General features: G+C 58.1%; 11 protein-coding genes and 1 tRNA gene. 2 read left to right on the top strand and 10 right to left on the bottom strand.

Features of this window, described 5'->3' with window-relative positions:
* Nucleotides 1-65: 65 nt before the first annotated feature.
* A complete protein-coding gene (locus K0F75_RS13865) occupies nucleotides 66-2,375 on the bottom strand; it encodes a YgiQ family radical SAM protein (protein WP_219062441.1) in 2,310 nt (769 codons plus the stop codon).
* A 281-nt stretch (nucleotides 2,376-2,656) separates the two neighbouring features.
* On the opposite strand from K0F75_RS13865, the gene K0F75_RS13860 reads away from it, so the two are divergent.
* On the top strand, nucleotides 2,657-3,841 hold the full coding sequence (locus tag K0F75_RS13860; RefSeq protein WP_219062440.1) for an alginate lyase family protein: 1,185 nt from the start codon (nucleotides 2,657-2,659) through the stop codon (nucleotides 3,839-3,841).
* 35 nt (nucleotides 3,842-3,876) lie between these two features.
* On the opposite strand, the gene dnaB is transcribed toward K0F75_RS13860, so the two are convergent.
* The 7 genes from dnaB to rnr all read right to left on the bottom strand — a co-directional run bounded on the left by dnaB (nucleotide 3,877) and on the right by rnr (nucleotide 11,128).
* Nucleotides 3,877-5,271, bottom strand: a complete 1,395-nt coding sequence (gene dnaB, locus K0F75_RS13855) for a replicative DNA helicase (protein ID WP_219062439.1) — start codon at nucleotides 5,269-5,271, stop codon at nucleotides 3,877-3,879.
* A gap of 110 nt (nucleotides 5,272-5,381) precedes the next feature.
* A complete protein-coding gene (rplI, locus tag K0F75_RS13850) occupies nucleotides 5,382-5,828 on the bottom strand; it encodes a 50S ribosomal protein L9 (protein ID WP_219062438.1) in 447 nt (148 codons plus the stop codon).
* Between the two features lie 19 nt (nucleotides 5,829-5,847).
* Nucleotides 5,848-6,744 (bottom strand): hypothetical protein, encoded by an 897-nt coding sequence (locus tag K0F75_RS13845; RefSeq protein ID WP_219062437.1) that lies wholly within the window; start codon nucleotides 6,742-6,744, stop codon nucleotides 5,848-5,850.
* Between the two features lie 37 nt (nucleotides 6,745-6,781).
* Nucleotides 6,782-7,012, bottom strand: a complete 231-nt coding sequence (rpsR, locus tag K0F75_RS13840) for a 30S ribosomal protein S18 (protein ID WP_002551829.1) — start codon at nucleotides 7,010-7,012, stop codon at nucleotides 6,782-6,784.
* Between the two features lie 28 nt (nucleotides 7,013-7,040).
* Nucleotides 7,041-7,466, bottom strand: coding sequence for a 30S ribosomal protein S6 (rpsF, locus tag K0F75_RS13835; RefSeq protein WP_020293663.1), 426 nt, complete (start codon nucleotides 7,464-7,466; stop codon nucleotides 7,041-7,043).
* Between the two features lie 285 nt (nucleotides 7,467-7,751).
* Nucleotides 7,752-8,513, bottom strand: coding sequence for a 23S rRNA (guanosine(2251)-2'-O)-methyltransferase RlmB (gene rlmB, locus K0F75_RS13830; RefSeq protein WP_219062436.1), 762 nt, complete (start codon nucleotides 8,511-8,513; stop codon nucleotides 7,752-7,754).
* Nucleotides 8,510-11,128, bottom strand: a complete 2,619-nt coding sequence (gene rnr, locus K0F75_RS13825; RefSeq protein WP_219062435.1) for a ribonuclease R — start codon at nucleotides 11,126-11,128, stop codon at nucleotides 8,510-8,512. Before rnr ends, rlmB begins: the two co-directional genes overlap by 4 nt.
* Nucleotides 11,129-11,351: 223 nt before the next feature.
* Here rnr and K0F75_RS13820 point away from each other — a divergent pair.
* Nucleotides 11,352-11,438 (top strand) — tRNA-Leu (locus K0F75_RS13820).
* Nucleotides 11,439-11,564: 126 nt separating this feature from the next.
* On the opposite strand, the gene K0F75_RS13815 is transcribed toward K0F75_RS13820, so the two are convergent.
* Both K0F75_RS13815 and K0F75_RS13810 read right to left on the bottom strand, forming a co-directional pair.
* Nucleotides 11,565-13,499 (bottom strand): methyl-accepting chemotaxis protein, encoded by a 1,935-nt coding sequence (locus K0F75_RS13815; protein WP_219062434.1) that lies wholly within the window; start codon nucleotides 13,497-13,499, stop codon nucleotides 11,565-11,567.
* Between the two features lie 162 nt (nucleotides 13,500-13,661).
* A complete protein-coding gene (locus tag K0F75_RS13810) occupies nucleotides 13,662-14,954 on the bottom strand; it encodes an adenylosuccinate synthase (protein ID WP_219062433.1) in 1,293 nt (430 codons plus the stop codon).
* Nucleotides 14,955-14,983: the final 29 nt, after the last annotated feature.

The following is a 14,983-nucleotide window of genomic DNA, read 5'->3' as shown; positions in this document are numbered from 1 at the left end:
ACACGCCTGACGGCCTGACCACAACGCTCGCCTGAGGCTGGCGTTGTGGTGCATGGGCGTGCTGCCTAGCGCGGAACCACTGGCTTGCGCACTGGCCGCTGGCTCTTGCCACCCTTGGCGGCCTCAATGCGCTCTTTGGCCGCCTGCTTGTTGCGGGCAAACGCCGCTGCTTTGGCCTCTTCGCGCTTGTCCCACGGGTTGCCGCCATCGCTGGCGCGAGGAGGCAGGCCAGTATGCTGGGTCTGAATCAGCGTGGTCTTCGTGGTCTTGGCAACCTTGTGGCTACCAGCCGGCGTCGAGTTCTTGCGACGGGCGCTTTCATAGCTATCCGTCGCTGGCTGATGCAGCGGAATGAGCTGATTCTTGCCCGGCCCGATCAGGTCGGAGCGGCCCATGCGTATGAGGGCTTCACGCAGCATCGGCCAACCTTTCGGGTCGTGGTAGCGCAGGAACGCCTTGTGCAGCCGGCGTTGTTCTTCGCTTTTAACGATGGTGACCGAGTCGCTCTTGTAGGTCACTTTGCGCAACGGGTTCTTCCCCGAGTGATACATGGCGGTGGCGGTGGCCATCGGCGACGGGTAGAACGCCTGCACCTGATCGGCGCGGAAACCGTTGCCCTTGAGCCAGAGCGCCAGGTTCATCATGTCTTCATCGGTGGTGCCTGGGTGGGCCGCGATGAAGTACGGGATCAGGTACTGCTCTTTACCGGCTTCTTTCGAATACTTCTCGAACATGCGCTTGAACTTGTCATAGCTGCCAATGCCCGGTTTCATCATCTGGTTGAGCGGACCTTCCTCGGTGTGTTCCGGGGCGATCTTCAGGTAACCACCGACGTGGTGGGTCACCAACTCTTTGACGTACTCCGGCGACTCGACCGCCAGGTCGTAACGCAGGCCGGAGGCGATCAGGATTTTCTTCACGCCAGGCAAGGCACGAGCGCTTCGGTACAGCTGAATCAGCGCCGAGTGGTCGGTGTTCAGATTCGGGCAAATGCCCGGGAACACGCAGGACGGCTTGCGGCAGGCGGATTCGATCTCGGTGCTCTTGCAGGCGATGCGATACATGTTCGCAGTCGGGCCCCCGAGGTCGGAAATAACGCCGGTAAAACCGGGAACCTTGTCGCGAATTTCTTCGATTTCGCGAATGATCGACTCTTCTGAACGGTTCTGAATAATCCGTCCTTCGTGCTCGGTGATCGAGCAGAAGGTACAGCCGCCGAAGCAGCCACGCATAATGTTCACCGAGAAACGGATCATGTCGTAGGCAGGGATTTTCTCCTTGCCATACACCGGGTGCGGAACACGCGCATAGGGCATGCCGAACACGTAGTCCATTTCTTCGGTGGTCATCGGAATCGGTGGCGGGTTGAACCAGACGTCCACTTCGCCGTGCTTCTGCACCAGCGCGCGGGCGTTGCCCGGGTTGGTTTCCAGGTGCAACACGCGGTTGGCGTGGGCATAGAGCACGGCGTCAGCGCGGACTTTTTCCATGGACGGCAGACGAATGACTGTCTTGTCGCGAGTCATCCGAGGGCTGGCCAGCAACTGCACGACCTTGGCTTCCTGCGGATCGTCCACCGGACCTTTTTCCTGCTCGATGGCGCAGGCCTGGGTGTCCTGGGTGTTGACGTACGGGTTGATGATCTTGTCGACCTTGCCCGGACGGTCAATACGCGTGGAGTCGACTTCGAACCAGTCTTTAGGCGTGTCACGACGAATGAACGCCGTGCCGCGCACGTCGGTAATGTCTTCGATCTTGTGACCGTAGGACAGACGCTGGGCGACTTCGACAATGGCCCGCTCGGCGTTGCCGTACAGCAGGATATCGGCACAGGCGTCGATCAGGATCGAGTTGCGAACCCGATCCTGCCAGTAATCGTAGTGGGCAATACGGCGCAACGAGGCTTCGATACCGCCCAATACAATCGGCACATGCTTGTAGGCTTCCTTGCAGCGCTGGCTGTACACCAGACTGGCGCGGTCCGGACGCTTGCCGGCCATGCCGCCGGGCGTGTACGCGTCATCGGAGCGCACTTTTTTGTCGGCGGTGTAGCGGTTGATCATCGAGTCCATGTTGCCGGCAGCGACACCGAAGAACAGATTCGGCTCGCCGAGCTTCATGAAGTCGTCTTTGGACTGCCAGTTCGGCTGGGCAATGATCCCGACGCGGAAGCCCTGAGACTCCAGCAGCCGGCCGATGATTGCCATGCCAAACGACGGATGGTCAACATACGCATCCCCGGTGACGATGATGATGTCGCAGGAATCCCAACCCAGCTGATCCATTTCTTCCCGGCACATGGGCAGGAAAGGCGCTGGTCCGAAACATTCGGCCCAGTACTTGGGATAGTCAAATAACGGCTTGGCTGCTTGCATGACGATGACCGGCGTTGGTGTTCAGGGAGGCGATTTTTGTCGACAAAATCGCGGTCGCGGAATATAGCACAAAATTTAACCAATTCCGACTACGACGGTCGGCTTTAAGCGATAGATCCACGCCACGCATCCACACTAGCTGATCTGGCAGCCCGGCTTTTTTCTTGCCTCCAGCGGCAATACCTGATTAACCCGAAGTCACGAGCTTTTTGCTCCGACAGACAGGTCGGCAGGACATGGATCGTCAGCCCGGCAGGGTTTCATCACTCAGGGAATATACCGTGAACCTACAACACAGCTCCACAGCCCTGCTCGCAGGACTCACGTTCAGCGCCGCGCTGAACAGCTTTGCCGCCGACTCAGCCTCATTCACTCACCCAGGAGTACTGCTGAACAGTCAGCGGCTGGATTTCGTTCGGGAGGCCATAGAACAAGGACGATCACCCTGGCGAGAATCGTATGCATTGTTGATGGACGATCCTCTGGCCGCTGTGGAGTATCGATCATCGCCCTGGAAAACCGTCGAATGCGGTCCGTTTTCCAAGCCAGACAAGGGTTGTTCGGATGAGGTGCGCGATGCGCAAGCGGCTTACACGCAGGCTCTGGCATGGTCCTACAGCGGTGAACGCAAGCATGCGGAGAACGCAGTCGCCATCATGAATGCCTGGGCTCGCACACTTGCAGGCGGGCATACCCACTCCAACGCGCCGCTTCAAGCTTCATGGTCAGCGCAACTCTGGACACGGGCCGCGGAAATCATTCGCTATCGTTCCGATGCCTGGGCGCAAGCCGATATCGAGCGCTTTTCACAGATGCTGCTCACCCAGTACTTACCCGACATACAACGCGGGGCAGCACAGCGCATCGGCGTCTGTCATTACGGCAACTGGCAAGCGAGCGGTATCGAGGCGCAACTCAATATCGGCGTATTCCTTGATGATCGCCAACTGTACGAAAACGCCATCGCTGACTGGCGCAAACGGCTTCCGGCCTTCATTTACTCAAGCGCCGACGGACCATTGCCTGTCGCACCCGCTGATTGCGCCAAGACAGAAGCGGAACTGATCACCTACTGGGAAGGCCAGACCGTGTTCGTCACAGGGCACGCGCAAGAAACCTGCCGCGACCTTGAACACACCGCTTATGGCTTCGCAGCGTTTATCAACGTTGCCGAAACGGCCTACATCCAAGGTCTCGATCTGTATGAGGAGCAGTCGCAACGACTGCGCGACGGCATGGAGTTCCACACGCGCTACAGGAACGAAAAGGTCACGCCGGAATGGTTGTGCAACGGCAAGCTGGTCGGGGATCTGAACGGGACGCTTGAGGTAGCGTACAACCACTTCGCCAATCGCAAGCAGCAAGCCCTGCCTGAAACACAACGCTGGCTGCTAGAGCGACGCCCGGCACGGGGCTATTTCCACTACCTTTGGGAGACACTGACCCATGCCGAAACCGGCTCGTAATCAAGCAGCCTTGCCGCGAGCAAACCTCACGCGGATCACTCGTCGTCGAAGTTGTAACTGCCCGGCGCGAGGTTCTCGAAACGGGTGTATTTGCCGATGAACGCCAACCGCGTCGTACCGATAGGACCGTTACGCTGCTTGCCGATGATGATCTCGGCGATGCCTTTATGCTCGGTTTCCGGGTGGTACACCTCGTCCCGGTAAACGAACATGATGACGTCGGCATCCTGCTCGATCGCTCCGGATTCACGCAAGTCGGAGTTGATCGGGCGCTTGTTCGGGCGCTGTTCCAGGGAACGGTTGAGCTGAGACAAGGCGACCACTGGGCAGGCGAATTCTTTGGCCAGGGATTTCAGCGAGCGAGAAATCTCGGAAATCTCGTTGGTACGGTTGTCACCGCTGGAACCTGGAATCTGCATCAATTGCAGGTAGTCGATCATGATCAGACCCACTTCGCCGTGTTCACGCACCACGCGGCGAGTACGCGCGCGCATCTCTGAAGGGCTGATGCCGGCGGTGTCATCAATGAACAGTTTGCGGTCATTGAGCAGATTGACCGCCGAGGTCAGGCGTGGCCAATCGTCATCTTCCAGCCGCCCGGCGCGGACTTTGGACTGGTCGATGCGACCCAGCGACGACAGCATACGCATGATCAGCGATTCACCTGGCATCTCAAGCGAATAGACCAGAACTACTTTATCGCTGCGCAGAACCGCGTTCTCTACCAGGTTCATGGCGAACGTGGTTTTACCCATCGACGGACGACCCGCAACAATGATCAAGTCCGACGGTTGCAAGCCGCTGGTTTTCTCGTCGAGGTCGGTATAACCGGTAGACAGGCCGGTAATCGCGTTATCGGTGTTGAACAACGTGTCGATGCGGTCGATGGCTTTGGTCAGCAGGTCGTTGACGCTGACCGGGCCACCACTTTTTGGACGCGCTTCGGCAATCTGGAAGATCTGCCGCTCGGCTTCGTCAAGAATCTCGGCGGCGCTGCGACCTTCAGGGTTGAACGCACTGTCGGCGATTTCGGCACTGATGCCGATCAACTGACGCAAGGTCGCTCGCTCACGAACGATCTGCGCATAAGCCTTGATGTTGGCGACCGACGGAATGTTTTTCGCCAGCTCACTGAGGTAACCCAGGCCGCCGACCTGCGAGGTCTGCCCTTCCTTGTCCAGTTGCTCGGCAAGGGTGACGACGTCAATCGGGCTGTTTTGATCGGCCAGCTTGGCAATGGCGCGGAAAATCAGGCGGTGGTCATGTCGATAGAAGTCGCCGTCCGATACTTGATCGAGCACGCGCTCCCAGGCGTTGTTGTCCAGCATCAGACCACCGAGCACAGCCTGTTCGGCCTCGATGGAGTGTGGCGGCACCTTGAGGGCAGCGGTTTGCAGATCGTATTGCTCGGGCGCGGAAATATCGTTCATGGCCACACGGAATCAGGGGGAACAAAAAGACAAAAGGCACGACCTGTGAACAGGATCGTGCCCGATGTTAACCGTCTGACGAGCAAGTCGCCAGACGATTGAGTGTTGCTTTAAGCGGCTACAACAATAACGCGTACAGTGGCTTCTACGTCGCTGTGCAGGTGCACAGCTACGTCGAATTCGCCAATGTTACGGATAGTGCCGTTCGGCAGACGAACTTCGCTTTTTGCAACTTCAACGCCAGAGGCGGTCAGTGCATCAGCGATGTCGTGGGTGCCGATCGAACCGAACAGCTTGCCTTCGTCACCGGCGGTGGCAGTGATAGTCACTTCCAGCTCAGCCAGTTGGGCAGCGCGAGTTTCGGCAGAAGCTTTTTTGTCTGCAGCCAGTTTTTCCAGGTCAGCACGACGCTCTTCGAACGCAGCCACGTTGGCAGCGGTCGCAGCGGTAGCTTTACCGTACGGCAGCAGGAAGTTACGACCGTAACCGGCCTTAACATTCACTTTGTCGCCCAGGTTGCCCAGGTTGGCGACTTTTTCCAGAAGGATCAGTTGCATGTGAAAATCCTCTTAACTTTTAACCTTCACCGTTCGCAGAACCGTTATCGACGTCTTTCGACGCGAAACGACCGCGAAAATCAATCAGGCTGTCGACGATGGCTAACACCACCAGCAACGGATAGATCAGCTGCATAAACAGCAACAGCGTTACGTACAACCCCACCAGCCAGAACCTGCCAAGGTGCTTTTCAGCCACCAGGCCATGTATCAAGGCCAGCCCTGCAAACACCAGCGGTACGCTGCACAACGGTGTCAACATCGCCATCTGTGGACCGAAATTCGGCCCCAGAAGCATGCACACCAGCAGCACCAACGCCGGTACTCGCGGGAGTCTTATGCTGCGAAACTCGCGGCCAAAACCACCCGGGTTGTACAACAACGCTTGCCAGTAACGCCCAAGAATCAGGCTCAACACACTGACGATCTGCAACAAAGCCGCTATCAGGCCGTTAAGGACCGGTGCAATCAGTGCCCCTAGACGCGCTCGCTCTTCTACCGATAACTGCTGGTAGAGACCATCGAGGACTTGCGGCAGGAGTTTTTGCAACTCCAGCGCCATCGCGTCGATGGGTTCGCGGAAAACCGCTCCCAGGATTACTGCATACAACAGACCCAATGCCACGCTGACCAGCAGCACGCGGACCCAAGACTCGCTGGCACGTAACAACGCTGCCAACCCTAGCGAACCCAACAACACCATAAGCGTGCGGGGTTCACCGAAATACCACCAGACCAATGCTGGTAGCAGAGCCCAGGCGAGGATGCCAACGGCATCACTCAAACCGCGCCGCAGAAGCACAAGGCAACCCGCGGCAGCACTCAACCAGAACAACAGCGGCAACGCCGCACATCCGACCACTACGAGAGTGGCCTGCACGCGGCCGCGCATGATGAAATTAGCCATGGCGCGCATGCGTTCTATCCCTTACTACTTTGTCGACTGCCTGGTCTCAGCGGCCGTGGCTGTCGGTGTAGGCCAGCAGGGCCAGGAAGCGGGCACGCTTGATAGCGGTGGCCAGCTGACGCTGATAACGTGCTTTTGTACCAGTGATACGGCTTGGAACGATTTTGCCGGTCTCGGATACGTAGGCTTTCAGAGTGTTGAGATCTTTGTAATCGATCTCTTTCACGTCTTCAGCGGTGAAGCGGCAGAATTTACGACGACGGAAGAAACGTGCCATGTAATTGGCTCCTCAAAAGGTCCGTGGATTACTCGTCAGCGTTATCGCTGGCGTCGCTGTTGTCGCCGTCATCGCCATCGGCGCTGTCGGAGTGCTCAGGACGGTCACGACGCTCACGGCGCTCACTGCGGTTTTCTTCAGCCTTGAGCATCTCGGACTGGCCAGTAACGGCTTCGTCGCGACGGATGACCAGGTTACGGATCACGGCATCGTTGTAACGGAAGTTGTCTTCCAGTTCAGCCAAAGCTTTACCGGTGCATTCAACGTTCAGCATCACGTAGTGAGCCTTGTGAACATTGTTGATTGCATAGGCCAGTTGACGACGGCCCCAATCTTCCAGACGGTGGATTTTGCCGCCGTCTTCTTCGATCAGCTTGGTGTAACGCTCTACCATGCCGCCGACTTGCTCGCTTTGATCCGGGTGGACCAAAAAGATGATTTCGTAATGACGCATGAATGCTCCTTACGGGTTGTAGCCTGCCGCTAACTAAAAAGCGGTCAGACAAGGAGTGAATGACACTGTTTGTCTTGCTCAGGGACAGGCACATGAGCGCCTGCCATGACAGCAAGGGGCGCAATTGTAGAGAAGGGCTTGGTGGGGCGCAAGGCAATTGGTGATTATTTGAGCAATACAGGGCACAAATCCTGTAGGAGCTGGCTTGCCTGCGATCAGCTTGATGCTGTGTGCCTGACAAACCGCCATCGCGGGCAAGCCCGCTCCTACAGGGATACGCCTACCTCAGGTTTTCTTGCCGGCCGCCTTGACGCTGCGCTGACGCAACGCTTCGAACAGGCACACGCCTGTCGCCACAGAGACGTTCAGGCTGCTGACGCTGCCGGCCATCGGCAGGCGCACCAGGTAATCGCAATGATCGCGAGTCAAGCGACGCATGCCCTTGCCTTCGGCACCCATGATCAGAATCGTCGGGCCGGTCAGGTCTTGCTGATACAGCTCAACCTCAGCCTCACCCGCCGTACCCACGACCCAAAGGCCGCGCTGCTGAAGCTTCTCAAGGGTACGAGCCAGGTTAGTAACCGCCACCAACGGAATCACTTCCGCCGCGCCGCAGGCCACTTTTCGGACCGTCGGCGTCAATGTCGCCGACTTGTCCTTGGGCACCACAACCGCGAGCGCACCGGCCGCATCGGCAGTGCGCAGGCACGCGCCGAGGTTATGCGGATCGGTCACGCCATCGAGCACGAGAATCAGTGGCGCGCCTTCGGTACGGTCGAGCAATTCATCAAGCATGGCTTCACCCCACACCTGACTCGGGCTGACCTCGGCAACCACACCCTGGTGCACGCCTTCGACCCAGACGTCCATTTCGCGACGCTCGGCCTGACCCACTGACACACGGTTCTCGTTAGCCAGCTGGATCAATACCTGAACCCGCGGATCGTTGCGGTTTTCAGCCAGCCAGACTTGCTTGACGCGTTTCGGGTGGTGACGCAACAACGCTTCTACGGCATGCAAACCGTAGATCTTTTCCAACTGACTCATGACTTGGCCTTAGGTTTACGCACCCCACCGCTTTTCGCAGCAGGGGCCGAGCCCGCTTTTGGCGGGCCTTTACGGTGTTTGCTCGGTTTGGCTGGTTTGGCCGACGAATCGGAGTCCGATTTACTGGACTTTCCCGACGCCGCCTTTCCACCACCTTTCGCTTCTGCCAGCAAGGCTTGCTTCAGCTCACGGCTTTTGCGCACTTCCGCGTTTTTCGCGACGGCATCGCTTGGGCGATAGGCTTCAGTCACTGGCGCAGCCTTGGTCGAAGCGCCACGGCGCCCCGCTTTGGCTGGCGCAGCTGCTTTTTCCGTCGCAGCCGGTTCAGCGCCACGACGCTTGCGGCCAATCGGCGCGCTGATGGTTTTTTCAGCCATCTCGAAGTCGATTTTGCGTTCGTCGAGATCGACGCGCATGACTCGCACTTCAACCGTGTCGCCCAAACGGAAGCTGCGACCGGTGCGCTCGCCCGCCAAGCGGTGATGCACTGGATCGAAGTGGTAGTAATCGCCCGGCAAGGCAGTGACGTGGACCAAGCCTTCGACGTAGATGTCGGTCAGCTCAACGAACAGACCAAAACCGGTAACCGCCGTGATCACGCCCGGGAACGACTCGCCCACGCGGTCTTTCATGAACTCGCACTTGAGCCAGTTGACCACGTCGCGCGTGGCCTCGTCGGCACGGCGCTCGCTCATGGAACATTGCTCGCCCAACTGTTCCAGAATCGCCTCATCGTATGGATAGATGCGCGCTTTCGGGATGGTCATGGCACCTGCACGGCGAACGTGCGGGGTGTCTTGCTTGGAATGGATCACGCTGCGGATAGCCCGGTGCGTGAGCAAATCCGGGTAGCGACGAATCGGCGAAGTGAAGTGCGTGTACGCCTCGTAATTCAGGCCGAAGTGACCTTGGTTATCCGCGCTGTACACCGCTTGGCTCAACGAACGCAGCATCACGGTCTGGATCAGGTGGAAATCCGGACGATCCTTGATACTTGCCAGCAACGCCTGGTAATCCTTCGGCGACGGACCGTCCTTACCCTTGTGCAGCGACAGACCCAGCTCGCCGAGGAAGGCCCGGAGTTTTTCCAGTCGTTCTGGCGGCGGACCATCGTGCACACGGTACAAGGCTGGAATTTCGTGCTTTTTCAGGAATTCAGCCGTGGCCACGTTGGCCGCCAGCATGCATTCCTCGATCAGCTTGTGCGCATCGTTACGCGTGGTCGGCCGGATTTCGGCGATCTTGCGCTCAGTGCCGAAGATGATCCGGGTTTCCTGGGTTTCGAAATCGATCGCGCCACGGGTATGGCGAGCACTCAGCAGCACTTTGTACAGCGCATAAAGCTGCTTCAGGTGCGGCACGACGCCAGCGTATTCGCCACGTAATTCCTTGGCTTCGGCCGTTTTCGGCTGTTCCAGGATCGAGCTGACCTTGTTGTAGGTCAGACGGGCATGGGAGTGAATGACGGCTTCGTAGAACTGGTAATCAGTCATCTCGCCGGTTTTGGACAGGGTCATTTCACAGACCATGGCCAAGCGGTCGACGTGCGGATTCAGCGAGCACAAGCCGTTGGACAGCTGCTCGGGCAACATCGGAATCACGCGCTCGGGGAAGTACACCGAGTTGCCACGCACTTGCGATTCAGCGTCCAGCGCCGAACCGATTTTGACGTAGCTCGATACGTCGGCGATGGCGACGTACAGCTTCCAGCCACCGGAAAACAGACGCAGCTTGCCGGGCTTGGCTTCACAGAAAACCGCATCGTCGAAGTCGCGAGCATCTTCGCCATCGATGGTAACGAATGGCAGATGACGCAGATCGACGCGGTGTTCCTTGTCCTTCTCTTCCACTTCCGGCTTGAGCTTGGCGGCTTCTTTGAGCACCGCTTCAGGCCAGACGTGCGGAATATCGTAGGTGCGCAGGGCAATGTCGATTTCCATGCCGGGCGCCATGTAATTGCCCACGACTTCGACCACATCGCCTTGCGGCTGGAAGCGCGGCGTCGGCCAGTGAGTAATCTTCACCTCGACGAACTGACCAATCTTGGCGCTGGAATTGCGGCCAGGGGTGATCAGGACTTCCTGCTGGATCTTCGGATTGTCGGGCACGACGAAGCCGATGCCGCTCTCTTCGAAGTAGCGACCCACGATGGTTTCGTGCGCACGGGAGATCACTTCGACGATCACGCCTTCGCGACGACCCCGACGATCAAGACCGGAAACACGCGCCAAAGCACGATCGCCGTCGAACACCAGACGCATTTGCGCAGGGCTCATGAACAAGTCATCGGTGCCGTCATCAGGGATGAGGAAGCCGAAACCGTCACGGTGGCCGGTAATCCGACCCAGGATCAGGTCGAGCTTGTCCACAGGGGCATAGGTGCCCCGGCGGGTGTATATCAACTGAGCATCGCGCTCCATTGCGCGCAAGCGGCGACGCAGGGCTTCGAACTGGTCTTCAGTTGTCAGGCCAAACTCTTCCACCAATTGCTCGCGACTCGCCGGAGACCCCCGATCGGCAAGGTGCTGCAAAATCAGCTCACGGCTGGGGATAGGGTTTTCGTATTTTTCCGCTTCACGAGCGGCCTCGGGATCGAGGGACTGCCAATCGGCCATTAGAATGAGTTCACCTTATCTATATATATTTAGTTTGGCATATACCGGATTGAAACGCGAAGACACCATTTGCTATCTCCGTTCGCTATTTCGAAAATATTTTTCACAACGGGGGTTTACAGGTACTAAGCTCCTCCGTATGATGCGCCCCACAACGACGGCAAACGTTGTTGTAGTTGAAAGTAAACAATAGCTTAACAGCTGCTGTTGAACCCAACGAACTGCCCAGATGGTGAAATTGGTAGACACGCCAGCTTCAGGTGCTGGTGACCGCAAGGTCGTGGAAGTTCGAGTCTTCTTCTGGGCACCAATTCAAACAAAACCGAGCCCCGTGCTCGGTTTTGTGTTTTCTGCGTTTGAGATTCTAGATCAATCATCAAAAGCCGCCACCTCAGGGTGCGCCTGGCGCACCCTCCTTGCATTCGATAGTCCCTGGTTAAGCGCGGAACTGACCCAGGCTTGCCTTCAATTGTGCAGCCAGACCATCAAGCACCTTGCCGCTGGCGGTGGTTTCTACAACCGCCTGAGCCGCGCGCTGAGCCTGAGCGTGAATAACTTCCACTCGACCCCTCACCGCTTGTGCGCCTTGCGCCTGATGCGCGGCAGCCTCGGTTGCAAGACCTATGGCGGCATGAACCTGCTCTACCGATGCCTGCACCGTCAATTGCAGCTTGGCGCTGTTGCGCAGCACTGCCAGACCCTCGCTGGCCTGCCTGCCCGCCAGACCGATGGCCGCCACCGCTTCTTTGGCACCCTGCTGCAAGGCCCCGATATGAGCCTGGATATCGCCCGTGGAGCTTTGGGTCTTGCTGGCCAGCGCTCGCACTTCGTCCGCCACCACCGCAAAACCACGACCCGTCTCGCCCGCCCGCGCCGCCTCGATTGCCGCGTTAAGGGCCAGCAAGTTGGTTTGCTCGGCAATACCGTGAATAACCGTCAGCACCACTTCAATCTGTTCGCTTTGCTGGGCCAGACGCTCAATGACCTTGGCGCCTGTATCGACCTGCCCCGCCAGCGCCTCGATCAAGTTACCCACCTGCGTTGACGTCCGCGTGTTTTCGTCGGTTGCCACTCGAATATCGACAACCTGCTTCAAGGCCGCCTGCATCGCATTACTTTCTGCCTGAGCCTCATCCGCCATCTGCGAAAGGGCTTTGAGACTGGCGGCCACTTCGTCTCGCTGCAACTCAGCCGCCTTGCCCGACCCGGCGTTACGCAGGCTCAAGGCGCCAATTTCCACCCCGGTACGCTGCGCCACATCCCCCGCCTCACGCACGATAGGTTGAAGCTTGTCGACAAAGCGATTGACCGCTGACGCCATGTCACCGATTTCGTCGTTACTGTTGAGCTGCACGCGCTTGGTCAAGTCGCCTTCACCCGCAGCCAGATCATCCAGCGCTGCAATCAGCAGATGCAATTTGCTCACGACCCGACGCCCGAGCACCACGGCCAGCAGTAGTAATACGCCCAAACCGACCAGCGCCAGCCCCAGACCAATCCTCCAGCGCAATGTCGCTGCCGCCTCCTGGACCGTGATGCTGGTGTTGGCGGCCATTGCCGTGGCTGCGGTTTGAGCCGCCTGTAAACGCGTACGCAACGCTGCGGAGCTATCGGCCGCCGCACCTACCAGACTGTCGGATACCAACTGTTCGCCGCCGACAATTAATGCGGAGAAGCGTTTATCCAGAGCCGCAAGATCCTGCTCGACCGCTGCCGTGGAAACCCCCATCAACACCTTGCCGATCTCGACGCCATTGGGACTGATCGTGGCCTCGACGTAATACACCGAAGGATCATTCTTGGCGGCATTCAGGACTTTATCCATCGCCCGATCACCCTCCCCTTTGGCGAGCAAGGCCTTGATCTGCGGGCTATCGCGATTCAGATAACGCGTCAGGTGCTCACCTTGAGCATCGTCATAGATGACAAACAGCACATTCGGATTGCGCTGAGCGCGGCGGGCAAACTCCGACAGGGTCGGCGTATCGTTATCCCACATGGCACGCGGGGCGACCGCCGCCAGCAACTGCGCCATATCATTGGCCGAGTCTTTGAGATCTTTTTCGAGCGTGCCGCGCAGTTGCGCCTGCTCATCCTCCAGACGCGATGACAGGCCTGCACTCAGGCGCTGACGGGTGCTGGATGACAATGCATCCAGACTGGAAGTAACTTCCCGACTCGCTTGCTCAAGCTCCGCAGACAAGTGTTGCGAATCTACACCTAGTCGAGTGGCCAAATCAGCCTCAAGCGCCGTCACCGTGCTCCGGGTCAGAGCAACCGCGACCAACACCTGCACCAAAAGGGCGACACCCAGGGCAATGAACACAGGCCGCAACAAGCGGCTACGTAAAAGAGAAAGGACGGCAGACACGGGATTATTCCTCTACTACGGATGCCATTAAAATGATGGCACTCTTTGGAACGATAATTACAGCAAGCGCCGTGCCGCGCCAGCACTAACCGATAGGCAGAAACGACAAAGGGCCACATAAGTGGCCCTTTGTCGCATTCCAGTAACTATTTCAACGATTTATCAAGCAAACGGATGACGCAGCACGATTGTCTCGTTGCGGTCCGGGCCCGTGGAAATGATATCGATCGGCGCGCCGACCAACTCTTCCACACGCTTGATATAAGCACGGGCATTTGCTGGCAGCTCTTCCAGGGTTTTAGCGCCCAAGGTCGATTCGGTCCAGCCCGGCATTTCTTCGTAAACCGGCATCAGGCCGATGTAGCTGTCAGCATCGGTCGGAGCATCGATCACTGCACCATTTTCGTTCTTGTAGCCGATGCAGATGTTGATGGTTTCCAGACCGTCGAGCACGTCGAGCTTGGTCAGGCACAGACCGGAGATGCTGTTGATCTCGATTGCGCGACGCAGGATGACGGCATCGAACCAGCCGCAACGGCGAGCGCGACCGGTGGTTGCACCGAACTCGTGACCGCGCTTGGCCAGGAACGCGCCAACATCGTCGAACAGCTCAGTCGGGAAAGGACCCGAACCGACGCGAGTGGTGTAAGCCTTGGTGATGCCGAGGATGTAATCCAGGTACATCGGGCCAAAACCAGAACCGGTCGCGATGCCACCAGCGGTGGTGTTGGAACTGGTCACGTACGGGTAAGTACCGTGATCGATGTCCAGCAGCGAACCCTGGGCACCTTCGAACATGATGTCTTTGCCTTCACGACGCATTTCATGCAGCGCAGCAGTGACGTCGAGCATCATCGGCTTGAGCAGTTCAGCGTATTCCATGCACTCGTCGAGTGTTTTCTGGAAGTCGATAGCCGGCTCTTTGTAGTAATTGACCAGAACGAAGTTGTGGTAATCGAGCAGCTCGCCGAGCTTGGCCGCGAAACGCTCGCGATGGAACAGGTCACCGATGCGCAGACCGCGACGTGCGACCTTGTCTTCGTAGGCCGGGCCGATACCACGACCGGTCGTACCGATCTTGAGCTCGCCACGGGCCTTCTCGCGCGCCTGATCCAGCGCAACGTGATAGGACAGGATCAGCGGGCAGGAAGGACTGATACGCAGACGCTCACGTACCGGAATACCCTTCTCTTCAAGCTTGATGATTTCTCGCATGAGTGCGTCAGGCGCAACCACCACACCGTTACCGATCAGGCACTGCACGCCTTCGCGCAGCACACCGGACGGAATCAGGTGCAATACGGTTTTTTCGCCATCGATGACCAGGGTGTGACCCGCGTTGTGGCCCCCTTGGTATCGAACTACAGCGGTAGCATGTTCGGTCAGCAGATCAACGATCTTGCCTTTGCCCTCATCACCCCATTGGGTGCCCAGGACTACGACATTCTTACCCATAACACTTGTCCTCATTCGCGCAAACTTGG

The organism is Pseudomonas sp. UMAB-08, from assembly GCF_900095225.1.
Classification (GTDB): domain Bacteria; phylum Pseudomonadota; class Gammaproteobacteria; order Pseudomonadales; family Pseudomonadaceae; genus Aquipseudomonas.
The sequence above is the reverse complement of the archived record's forward strand: the minus strand, read 5'-3'. Positions and strand labels throughout refer to the sequence as shown.